The sequence below is a fragment of the Methylophilus sp. 13 genome, from assembly GCF_015354335.1.
In the GTDB taxonomy this organism is placed as follows: domain Bacteria; phylum Pseudomonadota; class Gammaproteobacteria; order Burkholderiales; family Methylophilaceae; genus Methylophilus; species Methylophilus glucosoxydans.
Genome location: NZ_JADKYR010000002.1, coordinates 585,925 through 603,405, shown reverse-complemented (window position 1 = coordinate 603,405; position 17,481 = coordinate 585,925). Strand labels below are relative to the sequence as shown.

Sequence of the window (17,481 nt, the reverse complement as noted above, 5' to 3'; positions counted from 1 at the left end):
GCGCTCGCCCACAGGCGATGCCTTGAGTTTTTTGATGATGCGATTTGTCGCGTATTGAATGCTTTTCGGGATAGATGCTTAAATAAATATTTGATTTATTTTGGTTTTTTTGAAAATAACATTTGCTATTGTGGTGCATAAAGCGCATAGTGGTTGCACGCGACGTTCAAGCATTGTTGTTTTCTCTGGTGGTATCTTCTGGTTCTCTCGTTAATCCCGCTTACTTGTGCCTCGCCCTCCAAGGGGTTTCCCTTTCATTTTTTACAAAGGATTTAGATATGGCTACAGGTATTGTCAAATGGTTTAACGATGCAAAAGGTTTTGGTTTTATTACTCCAGATCAGGGTGGCGATGATTTGTTCGCTCACTTTTCCGAGATTCAATCAGCAGGTTTTAAAAGCCTGGCGGATAACCAGCGCGTTTCATACAACGAAACGACTGGCCCTAAAGGCAAACAAGCTTCTGCGATTCAGGTGATTGCATAGTCACGCCTGACTGAGTGGCGCAGTAAAAAGCCCGGTTTCGGGCTTTTTTCATTATTGAAAAAGGAATCGCATGGCTAAAGAAGAATTGATTGAAATGCAGGGCGCAGTGACTGAAGTGTTGCCGGATGCGCGTTATCGCGTGACGCTGGACAATGGGCATCAGTTGACTGCCTACACCGGCGGCAAAATGCGCAAGCACAAAATACGTATTTTGGCGGGCGATAAAATCACCATCGAAATGTCGCCTTACGACATGGGCAAGGGACGCATTACGTTCAGGCATCTGCCGCCCAGAAGACCTGCTTGAGTCCACCTACCGCTCTTTTCGGCGTGCAGTTGATCTTGCTCAGCTAGAAAAAAAGCCCCTTGCGGGGCTTTTATCGTTGATGGCATCACGCTGATCGCGCTTAGTAGTCCATCTCAGGCATCGCAGGCGTTTTTTTGTCCTCTTTGGGCAATTCGGCCACGGTCGCATCGGTGGTCAAAATCAGCCCGGCAATCGAGGCGGCATTTTGCAGCGCGGTGCGAGTCACTTTGGTGGGGTCGACCACACCGGTTTCCACCATATCCACATATTCACCTGTCGCGGCGTTGTAGCCGGTGTTACCCGTTGCCTCAAGCACTTTGGTGATGACCACAGAAGGCTCTTCTCCGGCATTTTTCACAATCGCGCGCAAGGGTTCTTCGATTGCGCGCAACACGATGCGGATGCCAGCATCCTGATCATCATTATCCCCCTTGAGGGCACCGATACGGCTGCGAGCCCGAAGTAAAGCCACACCGCCGCCAGGGACGATGCCTTCTTCCACCGCAGCACGGGTGGCATGCAGGGCGTCATCGACACGGTCTTTTTTCTCTTTCATTTCGACTTCGGTGGCCGCACCGATTTTAATCACGGCGACACCACCAGCCAGTTTGGCCACGCGCTCTTGCAGTTTTCCCTTGTCGTAGTCAGAAGTGGTCTCCTGAATTTGGGTTTGAATAGACTGCACACGGGCTTTAATCTTGGCTTGGTCGCCAGCGCCATCAATGATCACGGTGTTTTCTTTGTGTATCTCAACTCGTTTTGCACGGCCCAAATGCTCGATGCTGACTTTCTCCAGTTGCATGCCGGTTTCTTCTGAGACGACGGTGGCCCCGGTCAGGATGGCAATGTCTTCTAGCATGGCTTTGCGACGATCACCAAAGCCTGGCGCTTTGACGGCAGCTACTTTAAGGATGCCACGCATGCTGTTGACGACCAGTGTCGCCAGCGCTTCGCCTTCCACGTCTTCGGCAATGATCAGCAAAGGCTTGTTGGTTTTGGCTACGTTTTCCAGCGTCGGCAACAAGTCGCGGATATTGCTGATTTTCTTGTCATACAACAAAATCATCGGCTCATCCAGCGCCGCCACCTGTTTGTCCGGATTGTTCACAAAATAGGGGCTGATGTAGCCGCGGTCAAATTGCATGCCTTCCACCACATCCAACTCATTTTGCAGTGACTTGCCTTCTTCTACCGTAATCACGCCCTCCTTGCCAACTTTTTCCATAGCATCGGCGATGATCTGACCAATGGCGGTATCCGAGTTGGCAGAAATAGAGCCTACCTGGGCAATCTCTCTATTGGTGGTGATGGCTTTAGACATGACTTTGAGCTCATCCACCAACGCAGCCACCGCTTTATCTATGCCGCGTTTGAGGTCCATCGGGTTCATGCCTGAGGCGACCGACTTCATGCCTTCTTGCACTATTGCCTGCGCCAGTACGGTGGCGGTAGTCGTACCGTCACCTGCGACATCCGCGGTTTTAGACGCGACTTGCTTCACCATTTGCGCGCCCATATTCTCCAACTTGTCTTGCAACTCGATTTCTTTGGCGACCGAAACACCATCTTTGGTAATCACCGGGGCGCCAAAACTGCGCTCCAGCACCACATTGCGGCCTTTGGGGCCCAGGGTGACCTTGACCGCATCGGCCAGGATATTCACGCCTTTTACAATTTTTTGACGGGCGTGGTCATGAAACTTCACATCTTTAGCTGCCATGGTTCAATTCTCCTTTCTCTCTTAGCAACGAAGTGATTAAGCGACTTTTTTGAGATCGGCAGAGGCGGGTTCAATCACACCGAGAATGTCTTCTTCGCGCATGACTAATACCTCTTCGCCATTGAGTTTGACTGTTTGTCCGGCATATTTGCCAAATAAGACATGGTCACCGACCTTCACTGCCAGGGCTCTCAGGCTGCCATCTTGAAGGGACTTGCCGCTCCCGACAGCGATGATTTCGCCTTGCTCGGGTTTTTCTGCAGCCGTGTCTGGGATCACAATGCCGGAAGCGGTCGTACGTTGTTGTTCGACTCGCTTGACTATGACGCGGTCATACAGGGGACGAATATTCATGTTCAATTCTCCTTAGCGAATAAGTTCAACAAAAACCACCACTGGAGACGTTTGCAGACGCAACTGGCAATCATGCCTCCAGTGGCGAAAAGGTATCAGCAGAGTTGCTGATACCGTGAAAATAGGGATGCGCAAAAAAATTTCAAGAGGGCTAGAGCGCTCTTTTTTTGACTAGAAACTGATTCACCAATTGGCTGATTTCAAACTTGCGGAAATGTTTTTTGATCGTGACTGCATAGAAATTCTCAAAAATCCCTTCCAGTTGCGTGAAGGATTTGAGCACACCATTTTTTAACTCGTCTTTAACCACCACCTCCGGCATGACGGTGAGTGCCCGGCTGTCGCGCGCTAACAGCCGCAACATCGCCATGTCATTCGCTTCGGCCACGATGTGAGGTTCTAGGTGATGCAAGGCGCACAAGCCATCAAAGGCCGCCCGAATCGGGCTGTCCTGATTGGGCAAAATCCAGTTGTACTCCGCATATTTGGCCGAAAATCCGTGTTTGATCTCAATCTCTGCCGGGCCGATCACACTGATGGGTTGCCGATCTAGCAGAATACACTCCCATAACTGGTCAGTATTGCCTCTCACCTCGATATTGGTGAGCGCCAGGTCTATCTGGTGATTCGAAAGCGCATTGAGCAAGTTGGTTTGCCCGCTGGCAGAAATTTCGAGTTTGATCTCCGAGTGATTCAGTAATGGCTCCACAAAGCTCTCGATGAAGTTTCTGGACATGGTAGAGAGCACACCAATCCGCAACGTTTGACTCTCAGACGCAATACCTTTTCTCAGCAGGTTTTCGAGTTCTATGCCTTTGGTAAAAATCGAATCTGCATAGGAAAACGCCAAATTACCGAACTCCGTCAACACCAGTTTACGCCCTTGTCGTAAAAACAATGCGCAGTCCAGGCTTTCTTCCAGTTGTCTGATCTGTGAAGACAGCGCGGATTGCGAGATATGCAATTTTTCTGCTGCCTTGGTCAAGCTACCCACTTTCACGATATGCCAAAAATATTGCAAGTGATGATAATTGAGTCTCGCCATATATAAATAAAATGGAACATAAAATTAATATTTATATATTTTACCTAATTAAAATCATCCGTCAAAATCTGCATCACCCGCTATTTGGTTTTTTAATATAGTTAGATAGGTGAAATGGTGATGATGAAGCGGCTTGAAATTGATGGTCGAACAGTGACGGTTTATCCCAAGAACGTAGAAATAAATGGTGAGGAGGTGGTCACCCAGGGCGAAATTCTAATTGAATTACTGCCTGAAGTCTGGGCGCCAATAGAGGGTGAGACGGCGACAAGCGCGTCGGTGCAAGAGATGGTCACCCAACAATCTGAGGCAATTGATGGGCCTACCTCCGGTTAATCTTTATCTTCTATTAAAGTGTATTTTATGTTCTGTTTTATCAATGTATTTTTTGGTCATGAAAGGCCGTGTTAATGGACGTTGTCATTTATTTTGCACTGGTACCCGGAGCCATCATGTGGCTGGCTGGGCTGCTGAGTGGAGTGCTGCCCTGGCAACATGACCCTGGCTGGCAACTGTTTAAGCGTCTGCTCAGCGTGGCGCTTGTGGCGGCAGGTATATCCGCCGCAGCCGTGTGTCTGCATGTCCAGTCGTTGCCTGGCAATTTTTTCAGTGCGTTTGGCATTGCTGTTTCCCCGCTGCAGGCGCTGATGGCTTTTTTGGTGCAATTGCTGGGGTGGGTGATCGGACATTTTTCTGCCAGATACCTCGAAGGTGAGGCCAATCAGAAAAGCTTTGTCACCGCTTTAAGCCTGGTCCTTGCCAGTGTGCATGTGCTGCTGATTGCTGATCACTGGTTGTTGTTTGTCGCGGCATGGTCAGCCATTGGCGTGTGTTTAAAGCACTTGCTGTGTTTTTATGCAGACCGGCCGTTTGCACTGTTGGCTTCGCACAAAAAGACCGTGGCGGATGTGTTGGCGGATAGTCTGTTGATGTTGACGGCCTTGATCGCCTATGTCGAAACCGGAAGCGCACAGATTTCAGTCTTTCTTTCACATGTTAGCGTGCATGGCTTGTCTCAGCTCAGTAGCTGGTGTGCCATGCTGCTGGTGGCGGTGGTCATTTTGAAAACGGCATTGCTGCCGGTGCATGGCTGGTTAATCCAGGTGATGGAAGCACCAACGCCTGTTTCTGCCTTGTTACATGCCGGTGTGGTGAACCTGTCTGGTTATGTTTTGATCCGCTTTGCCCCCTTGTTCGAACAGGCAACACTGGCCAGAAATGTATTGTTAGCGGTTGGGCTGGTGACATGCCTGTTTGCCTCGCTGGTCATGTTTACCCGGGTCAGTATCAAGGTCAGGCTGGCATGGTCCACCGTGGCACAAATGGGCTTCATGATAGTGGAATGCGCGCTGGGGCTATACACCTTTGCGGCGCTGCACCTGATCGGACACTCGATTTACAAGGCTTATGCCTTTTTGTCCGCCGCCGACATTGTCACACACACACGCTTGCAGCAGATGGCGGGTAAAGCGGCCTTTGCCAAGTTGAGCATGTTGCTTGCCCCGGTGTTGACCATGGTGATTGTGTTCGGGGTACAGGCGGTCTTGGGGACCCAGCTGTGGCCAGCCTGGTGGAGCCTGATACTGGCGCTGGCCTGGGCCCCTGTATTGTGGCAGCAGGTCGGGCAGGCAGTGACTCTGCGCATGCAACTGCAAGCCTTGCTGTTCGGCAGTGTGCTTGCCATGGGGTTGACCGCCGTTAGTGTGGTGTTTCACCTGCTTCCCCTCGGGATACACGATCAGCCTTCCCCCACGGGCGGATGGTTAAGTGTGCTGGCCATGCTCATGCTGTACCTTGCCACGACCATGATCCAGCAGATGCCCGCGCGGTTGGCTGTGCTGCATCGCTCGGTGTATGCCGGGTTTTATCTGGATGAGTTTTACACGCGATGGGTCTTGCGTTTGTGGCCGGTTAGTTGGGGCAAAAGCACGCATGCCAATGACTAGGCGCACTTCTGAAATGAATGGATAAGGAACCAAAAGATGTTTTTTATTGAAGACCAAGTATTCCCAGGGCGTCACCATGGGCAAGCACAGTCTATCCGTGAGCAGGTGATAGACCAGGCCTGCCAGCGTGCGTGCGACAGTATTGCGCCTACCTGGCCGCTGGATCAGTCGATTGCAGTCAACCCGCATTGGAAAAGAGTCCACTTGCCAGTGAGGACTGTAGCGGCACGCATGGCTGTGCTAGGCGATCTGCAAGTGTTCCCAGCCAGAAGTCATCTGTTATATGCCTGGCAGCAAGGACGCATGTCTGCACAGGACTTAACCCAGGCCATGACACAACTCGGGCTCAGGCAGACCACGATTGCAGAGGCGGTGGCCCTGTTATCGGCGCCGCTTGCCATTACCCAATTACCGCTATTGATAGATGTGCTCGATGACGATGACCAGCGGTTTCAGCGCTTGACCTGGCGCGATGCGATTACGCATCAGGTCAGCCAGACTTGTGCCGCGTATTTTGACCGGGACCAGTCAGACTGGCAGCCTGAGCGTGCAGGTGGCTTGTACCAGTTCTGGCGTGACATGATCGTGCATGACCATGGCATCGGTGTGTTGATGGGCTTGCCCAACATCCACCAGTTTCTGGATTATTTGCCACGCAATCGCCAACAGGCTGAGCGCTGGGTGGTCGAGGCGCTGGGCCTGGATGAGGCCGTGCTGGCCGATTATTTTGAAGCGGTATTGCTCACGGTGAATGGCTGGGCATCCTGGTGTGCTTATCTGGATTGGCAAGCCAGATTACAAGGCCAGAGTGATGACAGCTTGCGTGATTTGCTGGCGATTCGGTTGGCATGGGGCGTGATTTTAATGCAATGCAAAGGCCTCAATGCAACCAACAGCGCCATTAGGGTCATCCAGCAAAAATGGCAGCATGTGGCTGAAAAAATTCAAGCTGCAGAACAGGCATTGCAAGTGGATGAGGTCTGGCAGCTGGCACTGGAAATCGGTTATCAGCGCCAGCTGGCGCAACAACTGAGCCAGGTGCCGGAGGCTGCAACACCGACACCCACGCCACTGATTCAGGCCGCATTTTGTATTGATGTGCGCAGTGAACCGATCCGGCGGGCAATAGAATCATTGTCACCCAATATACAAACGCTGGGCGCGGCGGGTTTTTTTGGCTTGCCGATTGCCTATCAGCCTTTTGCTTCCGACTATCAGCGTCCACAGTTGCCGGGCCTGCTGGCCCCTAGCTTAACTGTCCGTGATCAAGTCCTTGTCGGTTCAGAGGCGGTAAGCGAAGTGGCACAGGGCGATAGCAAAGCGCTACAGCTAAAAGTCGGCCAAAAGCGGCTCAGCAATTTTATGCTGTCTGGCCAGGTCAGCCGACTGAGCAAATATCCTGGAGCGGCCTTTTCGCTGGTAGAGAGCGCGGGCCCCCTGTTTTTGAAACCCTTGTTAGCCATGATCAAGCCGCAATTGCATGCCCGCAGTTCGCTTGATCAACATGGCTTGCCGAAAAAATACCGCGCATTGACCCGGCCTCAGTTACAAGCGGTGAGCGTGGTCGAAAAAGCCGAGCTTGCTGCGCGGGTACTCAACAGTTTAGGCCTGACCAGCGGATTGGCGCCGCTGGTATTACTGGTGGGGCATGCCAGCCAGAGCAAAAACAATGCACATGCCTCCAGCCTCGATTGCGGCGCATGTTGCGGACAATCTGGCGAGGTAAACACGCGTGCCTTGGCCGCTGTGCTCAATGATGTCGAGGTGAGGGCGCAGCTGGCAAGTATGGGCATGGCGATCCCCGCCGAAACCTGGTTTGTTGCCGCCTTGCACAACACTACCACACAAGCGTTGCAAGGCTTTGATCTTGATCTGCTGCCAGCCGCAACGCACACTCGCTGGCAGCAAGCGGCTGAGCTGTTTACCGCTGCCGGTGAAGTTGTACGGGCACAGTTAGCCTCTACCTCAATGCAGTCAACACAAGCCATCGATGCCGGTCGTTTGTTCAAAGCTTTTCGCCAGCGTGCCAATGACGCTGCGCAGACCCGGCCGGAATGGGGCTTGGCCAACAATGCGGCATTTATTCTGGCTCCCCGGGCGCGTACCAGACATTTGAATTTGGCCGGGCGGGCATTTTTGCATGAGTATGATGCGGCGGCGGATATTGAAGGGGCGTTATTGGAACAATTGATGACGGCCCCCATGCTGGTGACGCACTGGATTAACTGGCAGTACCATGCCTCGACCTGTGAGCCAGTCAAGCTTGGGAGCGGAAATAAGCTGTTACACAACGTCGTCGGTGGCCGCATCGGCGTGTTTGAAGGCAATGGCGGTGACCTCAGAATTGGTCTCTCCAAACAGTCATTGCATGATGGCCAGCAGTGGATGCATGAACCGCTCCGCTTGACGGTGGTCATTGTGGCAAGCCGCAGACAGATTGACCAGATTATCGGCAGGCATGCGGTCATTAGACACCTGGTCAACCATGGCTGGTTACACCTGTGGTGTGAAGAGGATGGGCAGCGTTGGCGGTATGTTGCCGGGCAATGGCAGGCACTTGATTTTGCTGAAATGACGCAGCCCGTTTGAGTCTGTCATCATCTTGTCAGTATGCATGCCTGAGGTCGTTTACTAAAGACCGGTCATGGATGCATGCTGGCAAGTGAGTGATTTTTTAGCTATCTTGGGTTAGGTGAGCGAGCCAGGCTAAAACAGTCTTCAGCCACGGTTGGTAGCCCTTCAAACAAGGGCTTGGCAAAATAATAGCCTTGAAACAGGTCGATGCCAAAATCGACCAGTACCGTCAGTTCAGCGCGGGTCTCGACGCCCTCTGAAATCACCTCGATATTGAGTCCGCGACACACATCCAGGATGCTTTTCACAATCAGTTGTTTGGTTTTATTCTGGTCTATGTCGCGGATCAGGTTCATGTCCAGCTTGATAATGTCTGGCTGCCATTCAGCCAGTAAGTTCAGGCCAGAATAACCCGCGCCAAAATCATCAATCGCAGTCAGAAATTGATGTTTTTTGTATTCGGTAAAAATATTTTTTAAATGCGCATGGTCGGTGATTTTCTCTGCCTCGGTCACCTCAAACATGATGCGCTTTTTATCAAAACCGAGTTCATCACACACGGCGAGCGTGGATTGAATACAGTTTTCAGGGTTGTAGACTGCGTTTGGTAAAAAATTGATAGACAGAATCTGGTCAAAATGTAACTGATTGGCGAGCCTGATGGCTTTTGAGCGGATGGTTTGATCAAAGCTATGAATACTGGAGGCGTCAATTTGATCCAGAATGAACGCCGCGGGCTGGTTTTCCAGGCCACGTACCAGTGTTTCATATCCCCAAATCTGTTTGCGCTCGAAGGCAATAATGGGTTGAAACGCCATTGAAAAGTCTATCCCCAGGTGTTGAGGATTACATTTTCCACATTGCATTTAGGGTTCTCCTGTACGCAGTCACCAGCTTCTTGCTACCTGATGGGATGCGGTCATTCCAGCTAGGCGATGAAACTCAAAAATAAATTTAATACTTTAGGGATAGTAATACGCACCGTTGCAGCTTGATCAGTTGAAAAGCATTATATTTGATGCTCATATAATTCAACAAAGCATGTATTTTTATGCTGTGCTGATCCGCTCACGACAATTCCTACGCACTGCAATCCCCATTCAAATAGGCGAGCTCAATATCGGTGAAGCCGGCAAGCTTGCGTGCTGCAAGATTGAAGGGTGGGCGCAGTTTGGGCGCATGGTATTGTTGGCGCAATTGTTCAAAGGTATCCACCAGGTCGAGCTGGCGTTGATCACACAAATAGCCAAACCAGCGGTTGCCTATCGCGACATGGCCGATTTCATCGCGCAGGATAATATCGAGGATGGCGGCGGCGGCCTGGTCGCCAGCTTGTAACAGTTTTTGCTTGAGCGGTGGGGTGGCATCCAGGCCACGGGCTTCCATGGTGCGTGGGACGAGCGCCATGCGGGCCAGGACATCGGCCTGGGTTTTTTCGACCATCTCCCACAGGCTGTTGTGACCATCAAAATTGCCATAATCAAAGCCCAGCTGCTGCAGATGTTGGCGCAGTAGCGAAAAATGATAAGCCTCTTCTTTGGCCACTTGCAGCCAGTCGCGGTAATACGCTTCAGGCATGTCGGCAAAGCGCCAGACCGCATCCAGCGCCAGGTTGATGGCATTAAATTCGATATGCGCCAATGCATGAATTAAGGCGGCGCGGCCTTCGGCCGTGTTCATGGCTCGGCGCTGCACTTTGGCCGGTGCCACTAAGGCCGGGCGCTCAGGCCGGCCGGGAATACTCTGGTCGTCTGCGGATAATGCCTGCTGTGGCCGGATTTTCAGCGCGCCAGTGAGGCAGGCTTGCCACAGGGCAGCGACCTCAAGACATTTTTGTTGCGGGTCCCTTAGGGTCAGGGTTTGCAGGGCGCGGGTTCTCAGGCAGTCGTTCGTCATAGCGTTCGAATTTTACCGTGAATTGGCTGCCAATGTGACCACTGACAGGATGTGCCAGCCCCGGAGTGACTGTGATGCTGGCGTTATGATGTTCGGCAATTTCGGCCACGATAGCGAGCCCCAGGCCGCAGCCATTGCCCTGATTCGGGTCAAGCCGGTGAAAGCGCTCAAAAACCAGGGTGGTTTGATCGGCAGGAATGCCAATGCCACTGTCTGCCACTTCCAGCACCAGGAATTTGCCCGCTTGCAATAAACGGATCTGCAACAGGCCTTGTTTTGGGGTGTATTGAATGGCGTTTTCCAGCAGGTTGTTTAAGAGTTCAGAGAGCATGAGCGCATCGCCCAGCACCTGATCCTGCTGGGTTTCAATCATGACATCGAGCTCTAACTGTTTGTTACTGGCTGGCCCAATCCAGCGCGCACATTCATCTGAAATGATTTTGGTGAGTGACACTGGCTGAAATTGCAGCTGCGAAACAGCAGCATCGGTTCTGGCCATGGTCAACAGCCGCTGTATCAGGTGTGACAAGCGGGTGGTGCTGCGCAGCATGTAATTAAGCGGCTCTTGAATGGCCTCAGGCGGCTGGCTGCGCAAGGCCAGTTCAGCCTGGGTTTGCAGCCCGGCAATCGGTGTGCGCAACTGGTGTGAGGCATCGGCAATAAATTGCTGCTGCTGTTGCAAGCCTGCCTTGACCCGTGCGAGCAGCGCATTCATCGCTTGCAGCAAGGGTTGCAGTTCGTTTGGCGTCGCTTGCGTATCCAGCGCGCTCAGGTCACGGTAAGAGCGTTGGTGCAAAGATTCCCTGAGGTCTTGCAAGGGTTTGAGGGCAAAATAAATACCCAATTCAATCACAATGGCAGCCAACAACATCATAAGCACTTGCGGCAACAGCATTTCTTCGACCATTTCGGCCACCATGGCATCCCGTTTGCCCGTGGTCTCGGCCATGCTGATCAGAATGTTGCGCGCATTGGCCGCCTCGCTCTCTGGCAGGCCAAAGGTTACGGCGCGGATCGCTTCGCCCTTGTAGTGGCTGTTATAGTAAACCTGCTGGTTGCCCGCAGGCAGTTGCTTGGGCAGGGGTAAATGCGCTTCGCCAAACACCAGTTTACCCTTGGGGTCGCTGATTTTGATGTAAATGTGATCGCCTTCGTTATAGCTGAGCAAATGGCTGGCGACCTCGGGGATCTCAATTTTGACTTGATTGTGGCTGTCAATAATCACCTCATCTGCCAGCGCGAGCACGGTCCGCAACAAGGCCTGGTCGTAGGCCTGTGTGGCATAGAGCAGGGCGCGCGAGTAAGACAAGGCGGCAGAAACGCCCAGCACAACCAGCATGGGCAGCAACAGCCACAAGCGCAGCTGGCTTTTGAGCGAAAGCGGGGGCATCATGGTCTGCTCACCCTTTAGGACTGCGCATGTTGTTCGGCTTCCAGCATATAGCCCAAGCCGCGCACTGTGCGGATATTGGCGCCACTGGGCTCAATTTTTTTGCGCAGGCGATGGATATACACTTCAATGGCATTATCGCCCAGCGTTTCATCCCAATTGCATAACGATTCCATGATCTGCTCTTTGGCAATGATCTTACCCATGCGCATCATCAAGGTTTCTAGCAAATGCAGTTCGCGTGCAGACAGGGTGACTGGTTGGTCATTGATGGTCGCCAGTTTGTTGGCAACATCCAGTTTCAAGTTGCCGCATTGCAGTGGCAGGTTATTGCCCAGCTTGCTGCGGCGGATCAGGGCACGCACCCGCGCTTCGAGTTCTTCAAGGTGGAACGGCTTGGTGAGAAAATCATCGGCGCCGATATCGAGCGCTTGTACGCGTGTCGCGACATCTTCTCGCGCGGTTAAAATGAGGACGGCAATCGGGTTGGCTTGCTGGCGCAGGTGCGACAATATCGTCATCCCGTCCATGGTGGGCAAGCCTAAATCCAGAATCACCAAATCATATACATCATCATTAATTGCCCGTAAGGCTTGCTTGCCGTCTGTCACATGGTCCACGGCATATTCCGCTTGCGTCAATGCACGTACCAGACCGTTTGCAATCACCAAATCATCTTCCACTATTAATAGACGCATCGCTTTCACCTGCTGGTTTGAATACGCTCAGTTTACCTCAATGCAAGCCGGATTGACGGGTTGTAAGCTTGGTGCAAGGCGCGCGTAAGTTAGCTGTAAGGCCCGAGGCGTATCGTGTGAATCGTTGACAGCGCAGAAGTAAAGACGCTGACCAAGAAACACTAAGGATCAACGGGTTGGAACCTGATAAGGAGTGATCATGAAAAAACGCATGTTGCTGATCATAGGAATGACAGGATATTTACTTTCGATGCCCGTGTGGGCGGGGACAAATCCCTCACCACATGACCAGGTAGAAATGCAAAGGCATCTGAAAGTCGCCAAACACGCTGGTGCGCAGCCAGCGGTCAGTTCCCAAAAGGAGATTGACAAAAAAACTGCGCAAACCAAGTAACTGTGAAGTTGCCTAAGCGCGCTGAATTCCCTGCAGCGTCGTTTAGGCAATCAGCGGTTTCGTGTGTATCCTCTCACTTTAACCACGCTCTGCGTGGTTTTTTTTGCCTGTTACAAGCCACAAATATGCCAGGCCACGGCCTGGCATCCCTGTCGATTAGCGCAAAGGCAGAATATCCAGTTCGCCTGCTTTCATATCCGGCACTAGCAGATGATGGTCATCCTGGCTAAGCGCGATGTCGGCTGCAGATTGGTAACCTTGTTTGATCAAGGTGACTTTATGTTGTGCATCCACCTTGAAAATCTTGCCGGATTTCCAGTCGCTGACATAAATCGTACCATTGGCTTGCCTGACCAGGCCATCGCCGCCGCCAAATCCGCGTGCCATCTCTTGCAGTGATTTGCCTGCCAGATCGTAGCTGTATAGCACCCCAGAGGTAAAGTCGACCAACAGCAGGTGTTCGCCCTTGGCATCGGCCAGCAAACCATTTGGCGCCAAAATGCGCTCATCGATCTTGCCATCCAGCAGCAGAGTCACCTGGCGTTGCGGGGTCACTTTGTAAACGGCACCACCTTTTCCTGTGCCCAAAATGTCGCCGCTATCGCTGATATACAGATTGCCATTGGCATCTGCCGCCAGATCGTTGAGGAATTGTGGCGGTTTGGTGAACTCGTTGGCAGATAAAAACACTTCTGCAACCGCGCCTGACTGATTGAGCGCGACGCGCAGTACCCGCGTTTTGTCCGCAATATACAAGTCATTGGCAATGATCACCAGGCCTTTGGGGTCATCCAGCCCTTGCACCAGGACGGAGGACTGACCATGGTCCAGTACACGGATTTGCCCGTCGCCATCCTGGCCAAAGCCATTGATTTCTGACACATAAATTTTGCCATCGGCCGCTTGTACGACGGACTCGGGCGTCAGCAGACCTTTGACCGGCTCCAGGGGGTGCGCATGGCTGGCCAGGCTGGTCAGGGTTAGGCTGCTGGCCAACAGCCATTGTATCCATGACGGTGTGTTCGAGATGAATGATTGCATATTTTCTTTCTAGAACAGCGCCTTAGGTTGTGACAGCGTATCAATGCTGTTGCACAAGGCTTGGTAGGTTTGAACGGGCGCGGCTACGACAGAGGGCTCATAAGCCGGGTTTTGCTGGATTTTCTGGATCACTTGCTCAAATGCCTGCTGGTAGGACTGGCGGGCAAAATTCTCTACATTGTAGGTCAGCCAGCCACGCGACTGGCCTTCGCCTTTCACCGTCATCAGTGGTTTGCCTAGCGCGCTATCCGCAGCCGGGGTGTTATAAACTCTGGCCGTAATCTCGCTATAAAACACCCCAGTTTGCGGGTTGTAAAACATATTCGGTTCGATCACGACCAATGCCTGGCCTTGTGCTTCGGCTTGGCAGCTGGATGTGGTGTAATGTTGTGCCTGAAAGCTGTTCAAGCCAACCGACTCTGCAATTTCAGCGCGATTGTGCCAGTAAACTAAATAGGGGTTGAGCAAACGCACCGGATGCTGGTAAAAAGACTCTGGCACCTGAATGACCAATGAAGGCTGGGCACCTGCCTGGGTAACAGGCGTCAAAGCCAGGCACAGGGCGCCGCTTAAGTACGTTAAAAGACGTTTCATTTCAATCTCCTCAAACAATTCACCCAGACCAGAACGGGTCTGTGGCATAAATCTTTTATTACAGCGTTTTCTCACGGATACGGTAAATCCAGCCGGTCAGGTCATCACTCACATAGAGCCAGCCATCCGTGCCGACGATCACGTCTACCGGTCGGCCCCAGGCCTGATTGTCTTGTAGCCAACCCTCAATGAATGGGACGGTTGCGACAGGTTGTTGGTTCCTGAATTGTACACGCAGCAAGGCGTAGCCGCTGGGCTGTTTGCGGTTCCATGAACCGTGCAGCGCGACAATGGCATCCTCACGCATTTCTGCGGGAAGCTTGCTGTGCTGCAAAAAAGTGATGCCTATCGGTGTGCTGTGGGCGGGGAGTAGCAGGGCGGGCGCCTGCGATTGTTGGCAGGTTCCTGCGGCGCCTGGCATATTTGGGTCTGCAAAAAGCTTGCCCGCCTGTGCCGGATCGCCCCAGCAATAGGGCCAGCCATAGGATTTTCCGCCTTCAATCTGGTTCAAGTGCTCAGGTGGCAGGTCATCATCAACGGCGCCATGAGCCTGGCTGCTGCGATTGTCGGCACCATTGTTGGTGGCAAACAGCGCACCTGTTTGTGGATGCCAGGTGAACCCCTGTGTGTTACGCAGTCCCGTCGCCCAGACCGCGCTTTGGGCATGCCAGCCCAGCGTGACCAGCGTGCCGGCAGGGCGGCCATCTGCGGTAAAGCGCAGTAATGTTGCGCGTAGCGGGTTGTCTTCCACACAGACATTACAGCTGGAGCCCACGTTGACAAAGACATAGCCATCTGGCGACACCTTGACCGTTTTGAGGGGGTGGCCGCCACTGGGCAAGTGGCGGATAAACGGCTGTGGCGGCCCCCAATGGCTGTCTTGCCAGGGCAATTTCACCACGCCGGTTTGCTCCGCAACCAGCAGGTCTTTTCCTAGCAGGGTGAGGCCTTGCGGAGCATTGAGTCCTTGTGCAATCACCTCGGCATGACCCGTTTGGTCTAGCCTCAGAATACGGCCAGTGTCCGCCAGACTCACCAGTAACTGACCTTGCGGATCCAGCGCCAGCATGCGAGGCATGCCCCAGGCGCTCACATCACTAAAGCGCTCAATTTGCAGTCCGGCAGGCGCCTTGAGATTGCGCAGGGCGTCTGTCGCCAGAGGTTGCGCGGTGGCAGTATGCAAACCGGTTGCCATGCCCAGGCCGATCAGCATCAGGCCAGCCAATAGTGACTGCTGTTCTCTGACAGCACTGAGCACGGCAGTCATCATGTCAACGTATCTGCCCAGATATTCTGCGCCCAGGCCTGGGCATATTCCCCTTCCTGAACGCTGGCCTTGGCTGAAACGCCGCCGCCCTCTGCAGACACCATGCTTTTCTTAACAGGGTCATAACGATAGACATTGGCGACATGCATGGCCTGCTGGTCATCGACAAAGCTGTAGCAGGTATTGGCAAACACCGGCAGTGGATTGGGCGCGTGACCGGTTTGCATGGCGATGATGGCTGCGGCACACACCTTTGCATGTGAGGTCGCCATATGGGCGGATTTGGGCAAGCCAGCAGAAATACTGTCACCGATAATATGCACGTCCGGTTGCAGCGTAGAGGCATAGGTGACAAAGTCCACCTCACACCAGCGCTGATCCACATTGACCAGCCCAGCCACTTGCGTAACCTTGCCTGCCAGCTGCGGCGGGATGACATTCAGGACATCGGCCTTGACCGATTCAAAGTCAGTTTTGACTGTTTTGCTCACCGGATCCAGCTGCAGAATGGTACTGTTGTTGTGGTATTCAATCAGGTCTTTGTATGCGCCCTGAAAACTCTGCAAAAACAAGCCTTTTTTCGACACGATATCGGCATTGGCATCCAGAATAACGACTTTGCTACGCGGTTTTTGTTGTTTGAAGTAATGCGCCACCTGGCAAGCGCGCTCATAGGGGCCGGGCGGGCAGCGATAAGGGCCGGGCGGGATGGTCATCACAAATACGCCGCCATCCGGCATCTGCTCCAGTTGCTGCCGTAATTGCAAAGTTTGCAGGCCAGCTTTCCAGGCATGAGGGATGTCGGTCACTGGCGTGGTCATGCCGGTGATGCTTGCGTAATTGAAGTCAACGCCGGGGGCCAGAACCAGGCGGTCATAATGCAGATGACCGCGCGTCAGCTGTACTTGTTTGTTGGTTAGATCAACACTGGTGACCGTGTCTTGTACCCAGTCGATGCCATGCTGTTTGCGTGACAACGCATAGCTAAAACTCAAGTCGTCCAGTGTGCGGCTGCCGCCCAAGACCAGATTGCTTTGCGGGCAAGAAATGAACTGTGGATTCGGTTCGATCACAGTGACTTTAAGATTGCCCATGCTCCAGTCGCGTAAATATTTGGCGGCCGTGAGCCCTGCAAAGCCTGCACCAACCACGACAACATGGCCAAGCGGTGGTTTGCTCGCGCGTGCAAACGCAGGCAGACCATAAAAGGCCAGACCGCCATAGACGATGGAACGCACAAATTGTCTGCGGCCATTGGGCGTCAGGGGAGCTTGTTCAAATGCGGCGGTCATCACTGTCTCCCTAAAAAAGATTGCTTGGGCAAGGCGGGAGGCGTCTGTCTGGGTTGTTGTGCAAAATAGGCCGCCAAGTCCGCAATCTCTTCTGTTGTGAGTCCTTTGGCATGATGGTGCATCACCGTCGCGCTGACAGAGCCGTCTTTAAAGCCCTGCATGCGCTGGATAAAATAGGCTTGATTGAGCGCAGCCAGTGTCGCTGTGCCGCCCAGGCTGTTGCCGGCCGGGCCATGGCAGGCGGCACAAGATGCTGCCAGCGTTCGAATCGCCTGCGGGTCTTGCGCATGCGCGCAGAGGCCGGCGCAGGCAAGATAAATGAAAAACACACTGCTGAATAATGACTTCATGCTACCCCCGTCACACATGATGAATTTGAGCTCACATTATTCTGAATGGGCATGGTGATGTGAGTGACTGCGGTTACACAGTGGATGCAACGATCACCCATACTGGCACCTGACCCGCAAACAAAAAA

18 protein-coding genes are annotated in these 17,481 nt (G+C 52.9%); 6 read left to right on the top strand and 12 right to left on the bottom strand.

The window, feature by feature from the left end; all coding sequences use genetic code 11:
• Nucleotides 1-278 precede the first annotated feature (278 nt).
• Nucleotides 279-485: a cold-shock protein gene (locus INP77_RS07135; protein ID WP_194748312.1), complete on the top strand. Its 207-nt coding sequence runs from the start codon at nt 279-281 to the stop codon at nt 483-485.
• Nucleotides 486-555: 70 nt separating this feature from the next.
• Nucleotides 556-792 carry a translation initiation factor IF-1 gene (gene infA, locus INP77_RS07130; RefSeq protein ID WP_018985872.1) on the top strand — a complete coding sequence of 79 codons (237 nt, stop codon included), beginning with the start codon at nt 556-558 and terminating at the stop codon, nt 790-792.
• Between the two features lie 100 nt (nt 793-892).
• On the opposite strand, the gene groL is transcribed toward infA, so the two are convergent.
• From groL to INP77_RS07115, 3 genes are all read right to left on the bottom strand, one after another.
• Nucleotides 893-2,512, bottom strand: coding sequence for a chaperonin GroEL (gene groL, locus INP77_RS07125; protein WP_194748311.1), 1,620 nt, complete (start codon nt 2,510-2,512; stop codon nt 893-895).
• A 36-nt stretch (nt 2,513-2,548) separates the two neighbouring features.
• Nucleotides 2,549-2,866, bottom strand: a complete 318-nt coding sequence (locus tag INP77_RS07120; RefSeq protein ID WP_194748310.1) for a co-chaperone GroES — start codon at nt 2,864-2,866, stop codon at nt 2,549-2,551.
• Between the two features lie 151 nt (nt 2,867-3,017).
• Nucleotides 3,018-3,911, bottom strand: coding sequence for a LysR family transcriptional regulator (locus INP77_RS07115; RefSeq protein ID WP_194748309.1), 894 nt, complete (start codon nt 3,909-3,911; stop codon nt 3,018-3,020).
• Nucleotides 3,912-4,031: 120 nt separating this feature from the next.
• Here INP77_RS07115 and INP77_RS07110 point away from each other — a divergent pair, with 120 nt between their 5' ends.
• The 3 genes from INP77_RS07110 to INP77_RS07100 all read left to right on the top strand — a co-directional run bounded on the left by INP77_RS07110 (nt 4,032) and on the right by INP77_RS07100 (nt 8,446).
• A complete protein-coding gene (locus INP77_RS07110) occupies nt 4,032-4,247 on the top strand; it encodes a hypothetical protein (RefSeq protein ID WP_194748308.1) in 216 nt (71 codons plus the stop codon).
• Nucleotides 4,248-4,321: 74 nt separating this feature from the next.
• Nucleotides 4,322-5,857, top strand: coding sequence for an NADH-quinone oxidoreductase subunit L (locus tag INP77_RS07105; RefSeq protein WP_194748307.1), 1,536 nt, complete (start codon nt 4,322-4,324; stop codon nt 5,855-5,857).
• A 36-nt stretch (nt 5,858-5,893) separates the two neighbouring features.
• The gene (locus INP77_RS07100) at nt 5,894-8,446 is read left to right on the top strand and encodes a YbcC family protein (protein ID WP_194748306.1); all 2,553 of its coding nucleotides are present in this window, start codon (nt 5,894-5,896) and stop codon (nt 8,444-8,446) included.
• 89 nt (nt 8,447-8,535) lie between these two features.
• Here the strand turns inward: INP77_RS07100 and INP77_RS07095 are convergent, their stop codons facing one another.
• The 4 genes from INP77_RS07095 to INP77_RS07080 all read right to left on the bottom strand — a co-directional run bounded on the left by INP77_RS07095 (nt 8,536) and on the right by INP77_RS07080 (nt 12,415).
• Nucleotides 8,536-9,249, bottom strand: coding sequence for an EAL domain-containing protein (locus INP77_RS07095; RefSeq protein ID WP_194748305.1), 714 nt, complete (start codon nt 9,247-9,249; stop codon nt 8,536-8,538).
• A gap of 262 nt (nt 9,250-9,511) precedes the next feature.
• The gene (locus INP77_RS07090; protein ID WP_194748304.1) at nt 9,512-10,327 is read right to left on the bottom strand and encodes a ferritin-like domain-containing protein; all 816 of its coding nucleotides are present in this window, start codon (nt 10,325-10,327) and stop codon (nt 9,512-9,514) included.
• Nucleotides 10,254-11,720: a sensor histidine kinase gene (locus INP77_RS07085; RefSeq protein ID WP_228518771.1), complete on the bottom strand. Its 1,467-nt coding sequence runs from the start codon at nt 11,718-11,720 to the stop codon at nt 10,254-10,256. Before INP77_RS07085 ends, INP77_RS07090 begins: the two co-directional genes overlap by 74 nt.
• A 14-nt stretch (nt 11,721-11,734) precedes the next feature.
• Entirely contained in the window at nt 11,735-12,415 is a 681-nt protein-coding gene (locus tag INP77_RS07080) for a response regulator transcription factor (RefSeq protein ID WP_194748303.1), read from the bottom strand.
• Between the two features lie 199 nt (nt 12,416-12,614).
• On the opposite strand from INP77_RS07080, the gene INP77_RS07075 reads away from it, so the two are divergent.
• Nucleotides 12,615-12,809 (top strand): hypothetical protein, encoded by a 195-nt coding sequence (locus INP77_RS07075; RefSeq protein ID WP_194748302.1) that lies wholly within the window; start codon nt 12,615-12,617, stop codon nt 12,807-12,809.
• Nucleotides 12,810-12,965: 156 nt separating this feature from the next.
• Here the strand turns inward: INP77_RS07075 and INP77_RS07070 are convergent, their stop codons facing one another.
• The 5 genes from INP77_RS07070 to INP77_RS07050 are packed head-to-tail and all read right to left on the bottom strand — an operon-like array spanning nt 12,966 to nt 17,353.
• On the bottom strand, nt 12,966-13,850 hold the full coding sequence (locus INP77_RS07070) for an SMP-30/gluconolactonase/LRE family protein (RefSeq protein ID WP_194748301.1): 885 nt from the start codon (nt 13,848-13,850) through the stop codon (nt 12,966-12,968).
• Nucleotides 13,851-13,859: 9 nt separating this feature from the next.
• On the bottom strand, nt 13,860-14,444 hold the full coding sequence (locus INP77_RS07065; protein WP_194748300.1) for a hypothetical protein: 585 nt from the start codon (nt 14,442-14,444) through the stop codon (nt 13,860-13,862).
• A gap of 58 nt (nt 14,445-14,502) precedes the next feature.
• Nucleotides 14,503-15,714, bottom strand: coding sequence for a sorbosone dehydrogenase family protein (locus INP77_RS07060; RefSeq protein ID WP_228518770.1), 1,212 nt, complete (start codon nt 15,712-15,714; stop codon nt 14,503-14,505).
• Nucleotides 15,711-17,003: an NAD(P)/FAD-dependent oxidoreductase gene (locus INP77_RS07055; protein WP_194748299.1), complete on the bottom strand. Its 1,293-nt coding sequence runs from the start codon at nt 17,001-17,003 to the stop codon at nt 15,711-15,713. The genes INP77_RS07060 and INP77_RS07055 overlap by 4 nt, the downstream gene beginning before the upstream one ends.
• Nucleotides 17,003-17,353 carry a c-type cytochrome gene (locus INP77_RS07050; RefSeq protein WP_194748298.1) on the bottom strand — a complete coding sequence of 117 codons (351 nt, stop codon included), beginning with the start codon at nt 17,351-17,353 and terminating at the stop codon, nt 17,003-17,005. Before INP77_RS07050 ends, INP77_RS07055 begins: the two co-directional genes overlap by 1 nt.
• Between the last annotated feature and the right edge of the window lie 128 nt (nt 17,354-17,481).

Coding starts and splice junctions, on each gene's coding strand:
- infA (WP_018985872.1), top strand. CDS start 556: ATGGCTAAAGAAGAATTGATTGAAATGCAGGGCGCAGTGACTGAAGTG.
- INP77_RS07055 (WP_194748299.1), bottom strand. CDS start 17,003: ATGACCGCCGCATTTGAACAAGCTCCCCTGACGCCCAATGGCCGCAGA.
- INP77_RS07135 (WP_194748312.1), top strand. CDS start 279: ATGGCTACAGGTATTGTCAAATGGTTTAACGATGCAAAAGGTTTTGGT.
- INP77_RS07070 (WP_194748301.1), bottom strand. CDS start 13,850: ATGCAATCATTCATCTCGAACACACCGTCATGGATACAATGGCTGTTG.
- INP77_RS07100 (WP_194748306.1), top strand. CDS start 5,894: ATGTTTTTTATTGAAGACCAAGTATTCCCAGGGCGTCACCATGGGCAA.
- INP77_RS07085 (WP_228518771.1), bottom strand. CDS start 11,720: ATGATGCCCCCGCTTTCGCTCAAAAGCCAGCTGCGCTTGTGGCTGTTG.
- INP77_RS07075 (WP_194748302.1), top strand. CDS start 12,615: ATGAAAAAACGCATGTTGCTGATCATAGGAATGACAGGATATTTACTT.
- INP77_RS07065 (WP_194748300.1), bottom strand. CDS start 14,444: ATGAAACGTCTTTTAACGTACTTAAGCGGCGCCCTGTGCCTGGCTTTG.
- INP77_RS07090 (WP_194748304.1), bottom strand. CDS start 10,327: ATGACGAACGACTGCCTGAGAACCCGCGCCCTGCAAACCCTGACCCTA.
- groL (WP_194748311.1), bottom strand. CDS start 2,512: ATGGCAGCTAAAGATGTGAAGTTTCATGACCACGCCCGTCAAAAAATT.
- INP77_RS07050 (WP_194748298.1), bottom strand. CDS start 17,353: ATGAAGTCATTATTCAGCAGTGTGTTTTTCATTTATCTTGCCTGCGCC.
- INP77_RS07120 (WP_194748310.1), bottom strand. CDS start 2,866: ATGAATATTCGTCCCCTGTATGACCGCGTCATAGTCAAGCGAGTCGAA.
- INP77_RS07105 (WP_194748307.1), top strand. CDS start 4,322: ATGGACGTTGTCATTTATTTTGCACTGGTACCCGGAGCCATCATGTGG.
- INP77_RS07095 (WP_194748305.1), bottom strand. CDS start 9,249: ATGGCGTTTCAACCCATTATTGCCTTCGAGCGCAAACAGATTTGGGGA.
- INP77_RS07080 (WP_194748303.1), bottom strand. CDS start 12,415: ATGCGTCTATTAATAGTGGAAGATGATTTGGTGATTGCAAACGGTCTG.
- INP77_RS07060 (WP_228518770.1), bottom strand. CDS start 15,714: ATGATGACTGCCGTGCTCAGTGCTGTCAGAGAACAGCAGTCACTATTG.
- INP77_RS07110 (WP_194748308.1), top strand. CDS start 4,032: ATGATGAAGCGGCTTGAAATTGATGGTCGAACAGTGACGGTTTATCCC.
- INP77_RS07115 (WP_194748309.1), bottom strand. CDS start 3,911: ATGGCGAGACTCAATTATCATCACTTGCAATATTTTTGGCATATCGTG.